The sequence below is a fragment of the Streptomyces sp. NPDC058469 genome (assembly GCF_042721125.1).
GTDB lineage: Bacteria > Actinomycetota > Actinomycetes > Streptomycetales > Streptomycetaceae > Streptomyces.
This window is the reverse complement of the sequence record NZ_JBHXME010000098.1, coordinates 23990-40883: the sequence shown is the minus strand read 5'-3', so window position 1 is coordinate 40883 and position 16894 is coordinate 23990. Positions and strand designations below refer to the sequence as shown.

General features: G+C 70.0%; 15 protein-coding genes. 8 read left to right on the top strand and 7 right to left on the bottom strand.

Features of this window, described 5'->3' with window-relative positions:
* Positions 1-282: 282 nt before the first annotated feature.
* The 6 genes from ACFWP5_RS33360 to ACFWP5_RS33335 all read left to right on the top strand — a co-directional run bounded on the left by ACFWP5_RS33360 (position 283) and on the right by ACFWP5_RS33335 (position 5844).
* Positions 283-1593 carry an MFS transporter gene (locus ACFWP5_RS33360; protein WP_384165089.1) on the top strand — a complete coding sequence of 437 codons (1311 nt, stop codon included), beginning with the start codon at positions 283-285 and terminating at the stop codon, positions 1591-1593.
* Between the two features lie 64 nt (positions 1594-1657).
* Positions 1658-2401 (top strand): SDR family oxidoreductase, encoded by a 744-nt coding sequence (locus ACFWP5_RS33355; RefSeq protein WP_363095516.1) that lies wholly within the window; start codon positions 1658-1660, stop codon positions 2399-2401.
* A gap of 4 nt (positions 2402-2405) precedes the next feature.
* Positions 2406-3629 carry an aspartate transaminase gene (locus ACFWP5_RS33350; RefSeq protein ID WP_384165086.1) on the top strand — a complete coding sequence of 408 codons (1224 nt, stop codon included), beginning with the start codon at positions 2406-2408 and terminating at the stop codon, positions 3627-3629.
* Between the two features lie 18 nt (positions 3630-3647).
* A complete protein-coding gene (locus tag ACFWP5_RS33345) occupies positions 3648-4322 on the top strand; it encodes a 4-carboxy-4-hydroxy-2-oxoadipate aldolase/oxaloacetate decarboxylase (protein ID WP_384165083.1) in 675 nt (224 codons plus the stop codon).
* A gap of 104 nt (positions 4323-4426) precedes the next feature.
* On the top strand, positions 4427-5074 hold the full coding sequence (locus ACFWP5_RS33340; protein WP_384165080.1) for a hypothetical protein: 648 nt from the start codon (positions 4427-4429) through the stop codon (positions 5072-5074).
* Between the two features lie 125 nt (positions 5075-5199).
* A complete protein-coding gene (locus ACFWP5_RS33335) occupies positions 5200-5844 on the top strand; it encodes a sigma-70 family RNA polymerase sigma factor (RefSeq protein ID WP_384165077.1) in 645 nt (214 codons plus the stop codon).
* Positions 5845-5911: 67 nt separating this feature from the next.
* Here ACFWP5_RS33335 and ACFWP5_RS33330 read toward each other — a convergent pair whose 3' ends face one another.
* From ACFWP5_RS33330 to ACFWP5_RS33310, 5 genes are all read right to left on the bottom strand, one after another.
* A complete protein-coding gene (locus ACFWP5_RS33330; RefSeq protein WP_384165074.1) occupies positions 5912-7648 on the bottom strand; it encodes an RICIN domain-containing protein in 1737 nt (578 codons plus the stop codon).
* A 52-nt stretch (positions 7649-7700) separates the two neighbouring features.
* Complete coding sequence (locus tag ACFWP5_RS33325; protein WP_384165071.1) at positions 7701-8537, bottom strand: carbohydrate ABC transporter permease; 837 nt, start codon at positions 8535-8537, stop codon at positions 7701-7703.
* Complete coding sequence (locus tag ACFWP5_RS33320) at positions 8534-9421, bottom strand: carbohydrate ABC transporter permease (protein WP_384165069.1); 888 nt, start codon at positions 9419-9421, stop codon at positions 8534-8536. Before ACFWP5_RS33320 ends, ACFWP5_RS33325 begins: the two co-directional genes overlap by 4 nt.
* A gap of 120 nt (positions 9422-9541) precedes the next feature.
* Positions 9542-10780, bottom strand: a complete 1239-nt coding sequence (locus ACFWP5_RS33315; protein ID WP_384165066.1) for an extracellular solute-binding protein — start codon at positions 10778-10780, stop codon at positions 9542-9544.
* 38 nt (positions 10781-10818) lie between these two features.
* Complete coding sequence (locus ACFWP5_RS33310) at positions 10819-12741, bottom strand: glycoside hydrolase family 127 protein (RefSeq protein WP_384165063.1); 1923 nt, start codon at positions 12739-12741, stop codon at positions 10819-10821.
* A 185-nt stretch (positions 12742-12926) separates the two neighbouring features.
* Between ACFWP5_RS33310 and ACFWP5_RS33305 the strand changes: the two genes are divergently transcribed.
* On the top strand, positions 12927-13946 hold the full coding sequence (locus ACFWP5_RS33305; RefSeq protein ID WP_384165060.1) for a LacI family DNA-binding transcriptional regulator: 1020 nt from the start codon (positions 12927-12929) through the stop codon (positions 13944-13946).
* Between the two features lie 21 nt (positions 13947-13967).
* Here the strand turns inward: ACFWP5_RS33305 and ACFWP5_RS33300 are convergent, their stop codons facing one another.
* On the bottom strand, positions 13968-14459 hold the full coding sequence (locus ACFWP5_RS33300; RefSeq protein ID WP_384165057.1) for a MarR family winged helix-turn-helix transcriptional regulator: 492 nt from the start codon (positions 14457-14459) through the stop codon (positions 13968-13970).
* Between the two features lie 111 nt (positions 14460-14570).
* Here ACFWP5_RS33300 and ACFWP5_RS33295 point away from each other — a divergent pair, with 111 nt between their 5' ends.
* Positions 14571-15086: a YceI family protein gene (locus ACFWP5_RS33295; protein WP_384165054.1), complete on the top strand. Its 516-nt coding sequence runs from the start codon at positions 14571-14573 to the stop codon at positions 15084-15086.
* 19 nt (positions 15087-15105) lie between these two features.
* Here the strand turns inward: ACFWP5_RS33295 and ACFWP5_RS33290 are convergent, their stop codons facing one another.
* Positions 15106-16782, bottom strand: coding sequence for a hypothetical protein (locus ACFWP5_RS33290; protein ID WP_384165051.1), 1677 nt, complete (start codon positions 16780-16782; stop codon positions 15106-15108).
* Positions 16783-16894: the final 112 nt, after the last annotated feature.

Below are 16894 nucleotides of genomic sequence, written 5' to 3'. Positions count from 1 at the left end.
CTTCGGCACAGGCCCACAAAATCAGCCCGTCCGGCGTTTGAGGACGAGGCCCCTTCAGGGCCGAAGCGGGGGTCTGGGGGCGCAGCCCCCAGAAGACGCCCACACCAACACCGCGCGCCAAACCAACGACCGCCGCACCACCCCGCCCACCCCCACATAGCCCACCCGCACACAAACCCCACCCGCACCCGCTCACCCGCTCCCCGCTCACCCGCTGGAAGCACCCGCACGGAGCCCAGTAACGCCCCTCATCCCACGCCTGCTGCCCAGACAGGAGACGCCATGAGTACCGTGGCCGCTCAGCCAGTCCCCAACACGGTCGATCCCAGAACAGCCCGCAAGGTCACCCTCGCGGGATGCGTCGGAATCTTCGCCGAGCTCTACGACAACGGCATCTTCGGCTTCATGGCCGGATCGCTCGCCGCCGTCTTCTTCCCCGGCTCCGACAACGCCGTCCAGCTCGTCTTCCTCGGCTACGCCGTCTCCTTCTTCTTCCGGCCCCTCGGCGCCGTCATCTGCGGCCACCTCGGCGACCGCATCGGCCGCCAGCGCATGCTGGTCTTCGTCATCCTGCTGATCAGCGCCGCCACCGCGGCCATCGGCGTGCTGCCCAGCTACGCGAGCATCGGCATCGCCGCGCCCGCCCTGCTGATCCTGCTGCGCGTCGCCCAGGGCTTCTCCGTCGGCGGCGAGGCCTCCGGCGCGATGAGCTTCCTCGCCGAGCACGCCCCGGAGGGCAAGCGCGGCCTGTACACCAGCTACGCGCAGATCGCCTCGTTCCTCGCCCTGCTCACCGGCACGCTGGTCGCCGCCGCCATGACCAGCGGCCTCGGCTCCGCGCGCATGGAGTCCTGGGGCTGGCGCATCCCGTTCCTGCTCGCCGTGCCGCTCGGTATCGCCGGCATCTACATCCGCAAGCGCATCAGTGACACGCCCAACTTCACGCGCCTGAAAGAAGAGGACGGGCTCTCCAAGAACCCCCTCAAGGAGGCGTTCGCCTCCGCCGAGCACCGGCGCGCCATGCTGCTGGCCCTGTTCATCCCCCTGATGAACGGCTCCGGTTACTACGTCCTGTTCAGCTACATGCCCACCTTCATGAGCAGCGAGCTGAACTTCGGCAAGGTCCAGGGCCTCCTCGTCACCGCCTCCAGCCTGGTCGCGATCTGTGTCGCCATCCCCTACATGGGCCGCCTCTCCGACCGCATCGGCCGCAAGAAGGTCCTCGCCGGAGCCGCCGTCGCCATGGCCATCGTCGGCATCCCCTGTTACCTGCTGATCGGCACCGGCAACGTGGCCCTCGCGGTCATCGGCGCCTGCATCATGGCCGTTGTGTTCGCCGGCCACACAGGTGTCATCCACATCCTGCTCGTCGAACTCTTCCCGACGCGTGTGCGCTACTCCGCCTACGGCCTGGGCTACAACGTCTCCTCCGCCCTCTTCGGCGGCACGGCCCCGCTGCTGATGACCTACCTGATCGACCGCACGGGCAACGTCAACATGCCGGCCTTCTACGCCGTGATCACGGCCCTGGGCACACTCCTCGCCGTGTCCAAGGTGAAGGACCGCGCCCACCTGCCCCTGCGCGACGCCTGATCCACCCACGGACCCGCACGCCCGCACAAAAGCCCCCCACCCCGCACAGCAAGGAGCCCTCAGCATGCCCATCTCCGACTACAGGACGGCCCTCGTCACCGGAGCGTCGACCGGCATCGGAGCCGTGGTCGTCGAGCGACTCGCCAAGCGCGGCCTGGAAGTCCACGCCGTGGCCCGCAACGCCGACCGGCTCAACACCCTTGCCGACGAGACCGGTTGCATCCCGCACGCCGTCGACATCACCGACACCGAGGCGCTCACCGCCGTCCTCGACGGCCTGGAGATCGACGTCCTCGTCAACAACGCGGGCGTCTCCCGCACCGGCAACATCCTCACCGCCGACGAGTTCGCGATCGACGAGCAGATCGCCGTCAACATCCAGGCCGTCCTGCACCTGGTCCGCCTGCTCATGCCCGGCATGGTCGAGCGCGACCTCGGCCACATCGTCAACATCAGCTCCATCGCCGGCGTCTACAACTTCGGCGGCAACACGATCTACCACGCCACCAAGGCCGCCGTGCACACCCTCTCCCGCCAGCTCCGCGTCGACGGCTACGGCCGCCGGGTGCGTGTCAGCGAGATCTGCCCGGGCCGCGTGGAGACGGAGATCTTCGGCCGCCTGCTGGGCGACATGGAGGCCGCCCAGCGAGAGTTCTACGACGGCTACGAGTCCCTCAAGCCCGAGGACATCGCCGACGCCATCGAGTTCGCCGTCGACTCGCCCCGGCACGTCAACATCGGCCACATCGAGATCCTGCCGACGTTCCAGGTGCCCGGTGGCCTCAACTTCGAGCGCAGGGAGGGCTGATCACATGAAGACGGCAGAGCGACTGCGCCGCATCAAGCCCTCGCCGAGCACGGCGGCGGCGCAGCGTGTGCGCGAGCTGAAGAGCCAGGGGCTCACCATCCTCGACCTGACCGTGGGCGAGCCCGACTTCGACACCCCGGACCACGTCAAGGCCGCCGCGATCAAGGCCATCGAGGCGGGCGAGACCAAGTACACGCCGGTGAACGGCACTTCGGCCCTGCGCGCCGCGATCACCGGCAAACTCCGCGAGCGCCACGGCCTGGAGTTCACCGACGCGCACATCACCGTCGGCGGCGGTGCGAAGCAGGTCATCTTCCTTGCCCTGATGGCCACGTTGGACGAGGGCGACGAGGTCATCGTCCCCGCTCCGTACTGGGTGTCGTACCCGGACATGGTCCGCGCCAACGACGGCACCCCGGTCATCGTCGACTGCCCCGAGGCCGAAGGCTTCAAGCTGACCCCGGAGCGGCTCTCAGCGGCGATCACCGAGCGCACGCGCTGGGTCGTCCTCAACACCCCCGGAAACCCGACCGGATCGGCCTACACCACCGGCGAACTCCGCGCCCTCGCCCTGGTGTTGCTGGCCCACCCGCACGTCGGCGTCCTCACCGACGAGATCTACGACGAGATCTGGTACGGCGACGAGGACGCCCCGTCCCTCGCGGCCGTCGAACCCGGCCTGGCCGACCGGGTGTTCCTCACCAACGGTGTCTCCAAGACGTACGCGATGACGGGTTGGCGTATCGGGTACGGAGTCGGTCCGGCCGACCTGGTCACCGCGATCAACACGCTCCAGTCCCAGACCTCTTCGTGCCCGTCCTCCGTGAGCCAGGCCGCCGCCGCTGCCGCGCTCACGGGACCGCAGGATTTCGTCCAGGACACCGTGCGCGTCTACCGCGCCCGCCGCGACGAGACCGTGAAGCTCATCAACGACGTCCCGCAGCTGAGCTGCACCGTCCCCGACGGCGGCTTCTACCTCCTCGTCAACTGCCAGGGAGCCATTGGGCAGTTCACCCCTGCCGGCACCCGGATCGAGAACGACGAGGACTTCGCCCGCCACCTCCTCGACAGCCGGCAGGTGGCGGTGATCCACGGCACCGCGTACGGCGCCCCCGGCTACTTCCGTATCTCGTTCGCCACGTCGACGGACGTCCTCACCGAGGCCTGCGAGCGCATCGCGACGGCGTGCGCGACGCTGACCGCCGCCCCCGCCGAGCCCTCCGCCTGATCCATCCGAAAGGTCGTCATGATCCGCGTCATCACCAAGTTCGACCGGCCGGAGCCCTCCGTCGTCAAGCAGTTGAGTGCCTTCTCCTCGGCCACCATCCACGAGGCACAGGGCCGCCTCGGGGCGCTGGACTCGGCCATCAAGCCGGTCGACCACACCATGTCCCTGTGCGGCCCCGCCTTCACCGTCCAGTGCGCCCCGCGCGACAACCTCATGCTCCAGACCGCCATCGCCTACGCCCAGCCCGGCGACGTCGTGGTCGTGTCCGCCGGCAACTACGAGGAGGCGGGCTCCTTCGGCGACGTCCTCGCCAACGCCTGCCAGTCCAAGGGCCTCGCCGGCCTGATCACCGACACGGGCGTCCGCGACACCGAGGACCTGCGCGCCCTGGGCTTCCCGGTCTTCTCCCGCAGCGTCTCCATCAAGGGCACGGTCAAGGAGACCGTCGGCCCGATGTGCGAGCCGGTCACCATCGGGGGCGTCCTCGTCCGCCCCGGCGACGTGATGCGCGCCGACGCCGACGGCGTGGTCGTCGTCCGCCGCGAGGACGCGGTCGAGGCCGCCACCCTCTCGCAGGAACGGGTCGACGCCGAGGCCGGGTTCATCGCCGCGTACCGCGCGGGCAAGACGGTCGTCGAGATGTGCAACCTCGCCCCGGTGCTCGCGGCGAAGGGCCTCGTGATCGAGGAGTAGGACCCGGTCCGTCGCGCCCGCGACCGCCACCACCGCTGAGTACCGCGCCGGAAAATTCCGTACCCACGGCTGTTCCCCAGGTTCGGATGCCAGGATGAGGCGCCATGACGGCAGGGTGGTGTTCGCGCACGGTACGGGCCGCGGTGTTCGCGGCCGTCTGTGTGGTGCTCGCCGCCCTGGGCCACGTCCTGATGTCCGGCCGCCACGTACCCGCATGGGCACTGGCCGCCGGACTCGCCGCGACCGGTGTGGCCGGCTGGTCCCTGGCGGGCCGTGAACGCGGCCTCCCGCTGATCGTGACCCTCGTGGTCGCCACCCAGGCCGCCCTCCACTCGGCGTTCTCCCTGGCGCAGCCCGCGACGGGGGCGACGGCGGGGGAGTCGGCGTCCATGGACATGGGGTCGGCCGACATGGGCTCCATGCACATGAGCGCCACGGACTCCATGGACATGGGCCATATGTCGTCCACCACCAGCGGCACCTCCTCGCCCGGCATGCTCACCGCCCACCTCCTCGCCGCCCTGCTCTGCGGCCTGTGGCTGGCGCACGGCGAGCGCGCCGCGTTCCGCGTCCTGCGGGCCGTCGCCGGCCGACTCGCGGCTCCGCTACGACTGCTGCTCGCGCTGCCCGCCCCGCCGCACCGTCCGCGGCTCCGTCCGCGCCGCCCCCGTTCCGAGCGGGCGCCGCGGCTTCTCCTTCTCGTTCACGCGATCACCTCTCGGGGTCCGCCGCCGGGGACGGCTGTCGTCTGACGACAGCTGATGCCCCGGGGCCGCTCGTGCGCGCCTCGGGCTTCGGCCGTACCCCCGCGCCCCGCCTCTTCCCGGCGCGGCAGGACGGCCGATCCCCTTTCACGGATGACCGAGAAGGACTCCAGGTGATCACTCCTGCCCTGCCCGCGCCCGACACGACGGAGCGCGCTGCGACAGAGCGTGAAACGACTTCGCGCGATACGACCGAGTCGAGCGACGAGTCGTTGACCAACTGGGCGCTCGCCGCCCGCCACGGCGACTCCGCCGCCGTCGACCATCTCGTGCGGGCCCTGCACCGCGACGTCCTGCGCTACGTCGCCCACCTCTGCGCCGACCCGCAGGCCGTCGACGATCTCGCGCAGGACACGTTCCTGCGGGCGCTCGGCAGCCTGCACCGCTTCGAGGGCCGCTCCTCGGCCCGCACCTGGCTGCTGTCCATCGCCCGCCGCGCGGTGATCGACAGCTACCGCCGCGCCGCCGTCCGCCCCCGCCTGTCCGACGTCCAGGACTGGCAGCTCGCCGTCGAACGGGCCCAGCCCCGGGGCCTGCCCGGCTTCGACGACGGTGTGGCGCTGCTCGACCTGCTGGCCGTGCTGCCGGACGAACGCCGCGAGGCGTTCCTCCTCACCCAACTCCTCGGACTGCCCTACGCCGAGGCGGCGGAGTTCGCCGACTGCCCTGTGGGGACGGTCCGTTCACGGGTGGCCCGGGCCCGGGCGACACTCGTGGACCTGCTGGCGGACGGGGGTGGCGCCCCCGACGCCCTTTAGCGGTACGGGAGATGGCGGTGCCGGTCCGCAGAGCCCGGCACCGCCATCCGTCCGTCATACGGAGTGCCTACCGGGCCGTCAGGCTCCACAGATGGTCGGCCGTCCCGTTGTCGTCCCACTGCAGGACCTGCGCACCGGAGGCGGTGCTCATGCCGGTCACGCCGAGCAGCAGACCGCTGTTGTAGTTGGCGATCTTGTACGTGCCGTCCCCGGCCGGGATCAGCTGCCAGAGGTGGTCGGCGGTGCCGTTGTCGCCCCAGATCAGGGCGGTACCGCCGTCCGCGGTGCTCGCGTTGGTGATGCCGAGCAGCAGCCCGCTCGCCTTGTCGCTGATCTTGTAGAGCCCGGAACCGGCGGCCGTCAGCGTCCAGGACTGACTGGTGCCGGTGCTCGACGTGGCCTGAACGACCGCCGTCCCCTGGGCAGTTGCCGCCCCCTGCGTGTCCAGCGCCAGCCCGCTGTTCTTGTTCTTGATCTGGTACGTCCCCGCCAGCGAGGTCGCGGTCCCGGTGGGCGTGACGACCAGGTGGTAGCCGTCGGAGGCGTTCATCGCGACGGGCACGGTGATCGAGCCGTTCGACACGGTGTAGTTCGCGTCCGAGATGGTGATCGGCGCCGAGACGGCCGTCGTCCGGCCCTTCGAGGGGGTGTACTCCAGCTTGACGTGCACGGTACTGCCGAAGGCGGAGAGCGCCCCAAGCCCGTTGACCTGTACGGCCGTTGACCCCACCCCGCCGCCGAAGACCACGCTGATCTGCTTCCCGTCACCGGTCAGCGCGGCGGCGCCGTCGATGCCCGTCTGGGCCGGGGGCGTGGTGGTGAGCATGTTCCCGGACATGTCGCCGTACCACTTGTAGAGCCAGTACGACCCGTTGGGCGAACCGCCTGTGTCGGTCAGGGTGTCGCCGAGGGTGCCGTAGTGGTTCCAGAAGGCGAGTTCGGCGTCATGGATGCCCGCCCGCTCGAACTTGGCGACATAGCCGACCAGCGGGCCGGGGACACCGATCTCGCTCGGCGTGCCGTACTCCTCGATCGAGATCGGGCGCGGGCTGATGCCCAGGCTCGATTCGAGGGAACGGTACGCGGCCACGTGCGCGGCGATGTTCTGCGAGCCCTGCAGCTCGTGCCAGCTGACGATGTCGGGGACGGTCCCGCTCGCCTTGGCGTCGGTGAGGAACGTGCTCATCGAGCTCTGGTTCCACGCCGAGTAACTCGGGCCCTGGACCGGCGTGTTGGCGTCCTTCGCGCGGACCTCCTTGTACGTCGTCGCCCAGCCGGCGTCGAAGGCGCCGGCCGCCGAGGTGTCCCAGGTCCAGTCGGGCTCGTTCCACAGCTCGTACGCGCCGACGTTGGTGGCGCCGGAGGACTTCACGGACGCGACCTGCTTGTCCACGGCGGACAGCCAGTCGCTCCAGCTCACCCACTTGTACGGGAAGTTCGGATACCAGTCGGGCATCCGCACCACCACCTTGGCACCGGCCCGGGCCGCCTTGGACGCCACGACGAGTGCGTCACCGGCGGGCTTCGGCTCACCGTTGGGCAACTGGGTGCCGCCCGGGGCCATCTGGACGAAGGTGTTCGGCTTGAGCGCGGTGACCAGGCTGTCGGCGGGGGTGCTCGCGTCGGCCAGGCCGTAGAGGCTGCCGGTCGCCACATGGGTGACCGACCGCAGGGTCGAGGCCGCGTTGACGACCAGGGTGGTAGAGGCGGTGGGGGCGGCCTGGGCGGGGGCCGCGGTACCGAGGGCGGCGACGGCCGTCAGGGTCGCGGCTCCGAGGATGGCTCTGAGGGATGTGCGGCTCATGACATGGATCTCCTCAGGAAGTTGGTTGTGCCAGTAGGGAGTTGGGGGGTTGTCAGTCCTTCACCGCGCCCGCGGTCACGCCCGCGGCCACGTAGCGCTGGGCGAGGACCAGGAGCACGGCCGCCGGGATCGACGCGACGACGGCGGTGGCCATGATCGCGTTCCACTCCTGGTTGTTGTTGCCGATGTACTTGTAGATGCCGAGGGTGATCGGCCGCCAACTGCCGCCGCCGTCGAGGGTGTTGGCGAAGACGAAATCGGACCAGGCCCACAGGAAGCCGAACAGTGAGACCGTGACGATCGCGTTGCGGCTCAGGGGGAGGACGACCGACCGGAAGGTGCGCCAGGTTCCGGCGCCGTCGATCAGGGCGGCCGAGATCAGCTCGCCGGGGATGCCCGACATGAACGCGGTGAAGATCATGACGCCGAAGGGCACGGCGATGGTGGAGTCCGCGATGATCAGTCCCCACCAGGAGTTGAGCAGGCCGAGGTCGAGGAAGACGCCGTAGAAGCCCATCGCCATGACGATGCCCGGGATCATCTGGGCGATCAGCAGGGCCAGGCTCAGGGCGCCGCCGGTGCGCGTCCGCAGCTTCGCCAGCGCGTAGCCGGCCGGGGCGGCGATCAGGAGAGTCAGGGCGACCGTGCCGATCCCGATCAGCAAGCTGGTGCCCAGGTAGGGGAGTTGGTCGTCGAGGACCGCCCGGTAGCCCTCGAACGTGGGGTGCAGCGGGAACAGGTCGGGCGGGGACTTGCGCATGTCCTGCTGCGGGGTGAGGGACACGTTCAGCATCCAGTACACCGGGAACAGCATCAGCGCGGTGAGCAGCAGGCCGATGACGGTGTAACGCCGCTTGCCCGTACGGGACTTCACGCTCCCCGGGTTCATGTCTCCTGCCTCCTCTGGACACGGACGTACAGCAGCCCGAAGACGAGCGCGATGAGGATGAGGATGTTGCCGACGGCCGCCCCCGGCCCGAACTTCGGCAGCAGCGTGCCGAATCCGAGCTGGTACGACCAGGTCGCCAGCGTGGACGAGGAGTCGCCGGGGCCGCCCTTCGTCATGATCCAGATCAGGTCGAACACCTTGAGCGTGTAGACCAGCCCGAGGAGCAGGGTGATCGCGGACACCGGTCGCAGGAGCGGGAAGGTGATCCGGCGGAACTGCTGCCAGGCGCCCGCCCCGTCCAGGGAGGCCGCCTCGTAGAGCTCGGCGGGGATGTTCTGCAGCCCGCTGTAGAGGATCACCAGGTTGAACGGGATGCCGATCCAGATGTTCGCCACGATCACCGACGTCAGCGCCCAGTCCGGCGAGGTGAGCCAGCCGACCGGGTCCACTCCGACCAGGTGGAGTCCGTAATTCACCACGCCCGACTCGCTGTTGAACATCCACGACCAGGTCGACGCCGACACGATCAGCGGCAGCAGCCATGGGATCAGGAACAACGCCCGCAGTGTGGAGGCCAGTCGGAAGTGCCGGTTGAAGAAGACGGCGAGGGCGAGCCCGGCGGCGTACTGGAAGACGATCGACACGAGGGTGAAGACCATCGTGTGCCGCATCGCCGGTCCGAACGTCGGATCGTGCAGCACGGTCGAGAAGTTGCGCCAGCCGGAGTAGGGAGCATCGCCCTGCACGAACGACCGAACCGTGTAGTCACGCAGGCTCAGATCGAGGTTGCGATAGAGGGGATAGGCGTAGAAGGCGACGAGGTAGGCGAGCAGCGGGGTCACGAAGGCGAGGGCGGTCACCCGCCGCCGGAGGCCGAGGCTCATGCGAGCTCCCAGGTACAGGAGAGGTGATGGTGCCCCGAAGGGGCGCGGGGCTGTATCGATATGCGGCTCCGCCGCGGGGCGCGACCAGCCCCCACCGGCCCGCAGACTTACCACGACCCCTCAGCCCTTGCCGGCAGCGGACTGCGCCACATCCAACGCGCCCTGCGGACTCTTCCCCCCGGACAACGCCGCCTGCACAGCCGTCCACAACGGCTGCGAGATCGTGGGGTACTTGGTGCCCAGCCCCCCACTGGTCCGCCCCCGCGCAGCGGCCACCGCGGCCACCCACGGCTTCAACTCCGCGTTCTTCGCCACCTGTTGCGCCTGCACGGCGGCGGTAGGCGCGACGTACATCAGCGTGGTGTCCGTCGCCAGCAGACTCGTGGAGCTGGTCAGACACGTCACGATCTTCTTGCTCACGTCATAGCGTCCGGTGTCCTTCTGCACCGGCACGGTGACGAACTCACCACCGGTCGGCACCGGCGCCGAACCCCCGTTCTGCGCCGGGATGTTGACGATCCCGTACCCGAACCCGGCCTTGTCCGCGTTGCCGAGCTGCCACGTCCCGTTCTCGCTGAACGCGTACTCCCCGGTGGCGAACTCCTGCCAACTGGTGGTCTGGGTGTTGTTGAGGACGTCCTTGGGCGCGTAGCCGGCGTCGACCCACTGCTTCCACAGCGTCAACGCGGCGGCCCCCTCGGAGGAGTTGAGCTTGGTGAGGTCGCCGCCCGCACCCCAGAACCAGGGCAGGAACTGGAAACTGCCCTCCTCCGTGTTGATCGCGGAGAACGTGATGCCCTTCTTGCCCGCAGCCTTGACCTTCTGCAGGGCTGCCGTCAGCGAGGCCCAGTCCTTGACCGAGGCGGGGTCGACGTGCGCTGCGGTCAGGATCTTCTTGTTGTAGTAGAGGGCAAGGGTGTTGGCGCCCACGGGTATCCCGTACGCCGAGCCGTCGATGGTGCCCGCGCCGATGATGTTCTTCTGGATCGACGAGGTGTCGAGCCCGAGGTCGCTCGTCTTGTTGAGGATGCCCGCCTCGACCAGCGTGGAGACGACCGGGTTGTCCACCAGCATCACGTCCGGCGCGTTGCCCTGTTGGGCGGCCAGCAGCGCCTTGTTGCCCAGGTCGGTCGTGTCGTAGGCGGTCCGCTTGATCTTCACCCCGGCCTGCGTGCCGCACCGCGCGACCTGTTTGCCCCAGTCGGAGGAGGCGTCGAACTGCGGGTACGGGTCCCAGAAGGCGTACGTCTTGGAGTCGCCGGAGGAGGACGAGGCGGAGCCGGAGCCGCACGCGGCGATCGATACGAGCGCGCCGGTCGCGGCGAGCGCGGTGAGGAGGGTTCTGCGGGTGTTTCGCACGGGAGTGACCTCGTTGTCAGGGTGAAGGACAAGGGAGTTCAGGAGGTCGGCAGCCAGACGCGCATGCTGCCGTCCTGCCGGTTGGCCCACGCGTAGTAGGGGATCGCGGTGAGCTCGACCAAGTCGCCGGCCGGTGCGGCGTCGGGTCCGGCGGCCCGGTACGGCCACCAACTCCCGTCCTCCGCAAGGCGCCTGCGGTACCCGGCCGCGACGACGGTGATGACGCCGCCGAGCAGCTCCGGGCGGTGCTTCACGGCGAGCGGGCGTGTGGGGTCGAGGACGATGTCGTCCAGGCCGCCGCCGGGATGGTCCACCTGTTCCAGGCAGTACACGAGCGGCCCGCGCTCGATCGCCGCACAGCCGCGTACGGCGTCGACGCGAGGGTCGGCGGCGGTGAGCCGGGGGTCGAGCGCCAGCTCCAGGACGACCACGTCTCCCGGCGCCCAGGTCCGTTCGAGGCGCAGCCAGCCGTCCTCGACCGGCGCGTCCGTCTGGTCGTAGGACAACTCCCCGGCGCGCACCCGGAATTCACGGCACCACTGCGGGATGCGCAGGGACAGGGTCCACGGCCGGTCGGGGGACTCCTCGACGGTGAGGGTGATCGTGCCGTGCCAGGGGTAGTCGGTCTCGGCGCGCACGGACATCGCGCCGTAGGAGTAGCGGCCGGTGACGAACTGGTGGATCTGCAGGCCCTGTTCGTCGCCGGACGACAGATAGTGCTCCAGGGACGCCAGCAGCCGCATCACGTTCGGCGGGCAGCAGGCGCAGCGGAACCAGCGGGTGCGGCGGGCCGACTGGTCGCCGCCGGGGTCGGTGTGGCCGTCGCGGACCTGGAGCGGATTGACGTACAGCCAGCGCTCGCCGTCCAGGGAGACCCCGGCAAGGAAGCCGTTGTACAGGGTGCGTTCGATCAGGTCGCCGTAGCGGGCCTCGCCGGTGAGCAGGGCCATGCGCCAGGTCCACTGGACCGAGGCGATGGCGGCGCAGGTCTCGCAGTAGGCGCGCTCGTTGGGGAGTTCGTAGGGGTCGCCGAAGTCCTCCTCGTCGTGGTGGGCGCCGAGTCCGCCGGTGAGGTGGGTCTTGGTCGTGGCCATCGCGTGCCACAACCGCTCGGCGGCGGACCGCAGTTCGGGGTCGTCCGTCTCGGTGGCGAGGTCGGCGACCGCGGCCAGCAGATACAACTGCCGTACGGCGTGCCCCTCCACGTTGGTGGCCTCGCGCACCGGGACGCGGTCCTGGCAGTAGGCCTCGCCGCCGAGGAGGCCGTGGCCGTGCCGGTCGACGAAGTAGCCGGCCAGGTCGAGGTGGGCGCGGTCGCCGGTCTCCCGGTACAGCTCGACCAGCGCGGTCTCCACCTCCGGATGTCCGTCGACGCCGTCGATCGGCCGGCCGCTGCCGGGCGGTCCGAACGTCCGGCCGAGGTGATCTGCGAACTTGCCTGCCACATCGAGGAGTTCGGGTTGCCCGGTGGCCCGGTGGTGGGCCACCGCCGCCTGGATCAGATGACCCGCGCAGTACAACTCGTGGCCCCAGCGAAGGTCCTGGTAGCGCGCGCCGCCCTTCCGTACCTGGAACCAGGTGTTGAGGTAGCCGTCCGGCTGCTGGGCCGCGGCGACCAGGGCGATGATCCGGTCGACCTCGAACTCCAGCTGCCCGTCCGGCTGTTGGGCGAGCTGCCAGGAGGCGGCCTCCAGCCATTTGTAGACGTCCGTGTCGACGAACGGGTACGCGCCCCGGTACTCGCCCTCGGTAGTGCCGGCGGCCAGTCGCAGGTTGTGCAGATTGCCCGCGGACTCCAGCAGGCCGGGGCCCTGGGGCAGGGAGACCCGGGCGTTCACCTCGCGGTGGCTGTGCCAGAAGCCTGCCGTGACGTCGGCGGTGCCGGGGCGCAGCGCCGCGCGGGCGGCTGGGCCGAGCCGGACCGGACCGATGGGGGACGCGGCGGAAGGGATGCGGGGCATGGCTCTCCGGTTCTTCTCAGGAACTCGTTTGAGCAATCGTTTTCCTGCTGGAGAGTAGAGGGGAGATGGCAGATCCGGGTCAAGTGTTGCGACATACCTTTTTTCATGTTGCCCCGGGGCTGCTACTGTCGCCGATGAGGCCGTCAGCGCCGACGTATCGCCGACGTGAAGGAAAAGGACTGCCCGTGACCTCTGCTCCTCGTTCGCCCTCCGCGGGCCGGGCCCGACTCGCCGATGTCGCCGCGCTCGCGGGCGTCAGCGTGGGCACCGCGTCGAAGGCGCTGAACGGCGGCGGACGGATGCGGCCCGAGACCCGGCAGCGGGTGCTGGACGCGGTGGAGGCCCTCGGCTTCCGGCCCAACCAGTACGCGCAGAGCCTGCACACCGGCCGGAGTTGGACGGTCGGGCTGATGACCACGGACGGCATCGGCCGGTTCAGCACACCCGTGCTCCTCGGCGCCGAGGACGCGCTCGGCGCCGGCAAGATCTCCGTACTGCTGTGCGACACCCGGGGCGACGCGATCCGCGAACAGCACCATCTGCGCAACCTCATGGACCGCCGCGTCGACGGCATCATCGTCACCGGCCGCCGCACCGACCCCCGCCCGCCGCTCACCGGCGTCGACGAGGTCCCGGTGGTCTACGCGCTGTCCCCGTCCACCGACCCGGACGACACCTCCGTGGTCTCCGACGACGAGGGCGGCGCCCGCCTCGCCGTGGAGCATCTGCTGGCCACCGGCCGCACCCGGATCGCGCACATCACGGGACCGGCCCATCACGCCGCCGCCCAGGACCGGGCCCGGTTCGCGATCGACCATCTCAAGGGCGCGGCACTCGAACTCGCCACCGGGCGCGTCCACTTCGGCGAGTGGAGCGAGGCATGGGGCCGCCGCGCCGTCGACGCGGTCCTGCGCACGGCATCCGACACGGACGCCTTCTTCTGCGGCAACGACCAGATCGCGCGCGGGGTGACGGACGCGCTGCGCGAACGCGGGGTGAGCGTCCCGGCCGACATCGCCGTCGTCGGCTACGACAACTGGGACACCATGTCCCTGGCCAGCCGTCCGCCCCTCACCACGATCGACATGAGTCTCGACGAGATCGGCCGGATCGCGGCCCTGCGGCTCCTGGAGGCGATCGACGCCGACCCGGCACCGGGGCTGCACACGGTGCCGTGCCGGTTGGTGGTGCGGGAGTCCAGCTGAGGAAGTCGGGGGAGAGCGGCGTCAGTTGGCGGCGCGATCGGGGAACAGCGCGTTCAGGGCGTCCCGTTGCTCCCGCCCCACGAACTGGGTGAGCCCCCGCCTGACCGTCTCGGCGAGTGACCCGGAGGCCTCGCGCAGGAGTTGGCTGGCCTTTTCGGTGAGGGCGACCTCGATGCCGCGCTTGTCACCGCAGACGGACTTGCGGGTGACCAGGCCCGCGTGCTGGAGACAGGCGATCTGATAGGTCAGCCGGGTCTTGGGCCGGCCCAGGAGTTCCGCGATCCGGGTCATCCGCAGGCCCTCCTTGGGCTGCTCGGCCAGCAGGCAGAGCACCAGGAACTCGTCGTGCGAGACGTCGAGGTTCCCCTTCACGACCGAGCGCAGCTCCTGCTCCACCGCACCCGTCGCCGCCAGCAGCAGCATCCAGGCGCGCAGCTCGGGCGGGAGCAGCCCGCCGCCCTGCATGGAGGGGCATTGGGGCTGGTCGGCAGGGTGCTCAACGGGGTCGGCCATGGCATCGAGTCTACCTGTTGTCCAATTTTGGAGGAGTTGTTGTTCAGATTTGGATAATGGGCTAGCGTGAGGCTCATTCAAATTTGGACTACTGGATCAGCTGGAGAGATCATGACCGTCGCCGTCGAAACCGGGGTGTGGCAGCTCGACCAGGCCGCCTCCACCGTGGGCATCAGCCACAAGACGATCTGGGGCCTGGTCAACGTGAAGGGCACCTTCGGGACCCTCAGCGGTCAGGGCGAGGTCCGGGGCGACGGCTCCGCGGTCGGCACGCTGACCCTGGACGCCGCCTCCCTGGACACCAAGAACGCCAAGCGCGACAAGCACCTGCGGTCCGCCGACCTGTTCGACACCGAGAAGTTCCCGGAGATCACCTTCGCCGTGCGCAGCGCGGAACCGCGCGACGGCGACACCGTGCACGTCGTCGGTCAGCTGACCGTCCACGGCATCAGCCGCCCGCAGACCTTCACGGCCCGCCTCAAGGACGCGACCGGCGAAGCGCTCACGCTGGACGCCGAATTCACCGTGGACCGCGACCAGTTCGGCCTGGGCTGGAACCAGATGGGCATGCTGCGCGGCCTGACCACCGTCACCACCACGCTCCGCTTCCTGCGCACCGGCGCCTGACAGACCGTCAAGCAGTCGGTCAATCCGCGGGCCGCAGCCGGATGTCCGAGCTGGACAGCGTCTGCGGAGTGGCGGTGAAGGCCCGCACCCGGATACGGACCTGCTTGTGCGGCAGGGTGAACGTCCCGTTGGGCGGCCGGAGTTCGATGGTCTCCGTGCTGTGCGCGGGCAGCGTCGCCGGGCCGCCCACCTGGGACCAGTACCTGCTCATGCCCTGGCCCGTGGTGAGCGTGTAGTGGGGCGTGAGGGCGTCGCCGGACGAGTTGGTCACCTTGAGGGTCAGCCGGGTCACGACTGTGGGCAACGCGCGCCGCACACCGGTGAGTCGCATGTCCATCGGCGGTGCCCCCGTCGCCGCCACGGCGGCGCTCGCCAGCGCGGGCGTGACCAGCAGCACGGCCGCCGCGACCCGGGCCTGCCGGCGGTGCGGACCGGACAGCAGCCGGGGGCGCGGCTGCCACGCGTCACGGAACTCGGCGATCGGCGCGGTGACCGCCGAGGCCAGCCACAGCGGTGTCATCAGCAGGTAGTAGCCGTCCTGCGAACGCGTCGCCAGATAGAAGGCGCACCAGGGAAGGACGGTCGCCGCCGGCCCCAACCGCCGTACGAACAGCACGAACACGGCGAGCAGTCCCGCCGCCAGCAGCATGCTAGCGTGGGAGTACCAGTCGAGCCGGTCGCTGCCGTTCGTGAAGTACAGCGAGATGTCCACCAGGCCCTGACCGTGCACCACCGCGCCCTGCGTCAACGGCAGCGCGATGCCCCGCAGCCAGGTGCCCGGCTCGTGCACGATGAAGTACGTGTTGATCAGCAGCCATACGGTGACGGCGACCCCGACGATCCGCAGCAGCACCAACGCGGCCTGCCGGGCGCCCAGTTCACCGCGCCGCATCGCGTAGATCCCGGCGAGCAGGAACGGAGTGAGAAACCACGGGAGTTGCTGCGCCGCGCAGGCCGCCCCCAGGCACGCGGCCTGGGCGATCCCGGCACGACCGAGCCGGCCGCCCCTGCCGATCCGGGGCCAGCGGATCACCACCGGCACCAGCAACGCCATGGCGAGCACGGCGGGATAGCCCTGACGGCCGTAGGTCGGCAGCAGGCCGAGACCCAGGCATGCCATGGTGGCCGCCGACCGCCACTGCGTGGGCAGCAGCCGCCACATGAGGACCGCGGCCGCGATCAGCGCGCCGGTCGCGACGGCCGTCGCGGGGGCACCGCCGTGCCCGATCCACAGCAGGGGCGCCGTCAGCAGCGTCTCCAGCGGGGGATAGCCGTAGGTGTAGTCGTAGCCGCCGGTCACCGTCGGGGTGAGTGCGACGCCCTGGCTGGGGTGGAACAGCCACGGCCAGGGCCGGCCGTAGATCGAGTGTCCGGCGACCAGTTCCTTGGCTGCCTGGGTGGTGAGGACCGCCTCGTCGCCGCCGGTGTGGAACACGGACCACGCGGACAGCGCCAGCAGGACCGCGGTCACCAGTACGGCGAGATCGACCCGGGCCAACGACCGCGCCCGGCCGACCACCAGGGTCAGCACCCCGCACACCAGGATCGAGGCGTAGCAGAGGCAGACGACCGCGGCCACGACGAGCCGGTGGCCGGCGGCCTCCGTCCACACCGGGCGGACGCCGATGAACAGACTGATGTCGGCGAGCAGGGTGAGGATGCGGTGCCACTGCGCGGGAGGTTCCGGGGCGGACACCGCCGACTGTGTCCGCCGACCGGGTGCCACCTGTTGTGTTTCTGCCAAGTGCACGACACAGGACGCTAGTTGCGCCCGGTGAGCTGGGTGCCCGGAGTCGTGAAGATTCGGG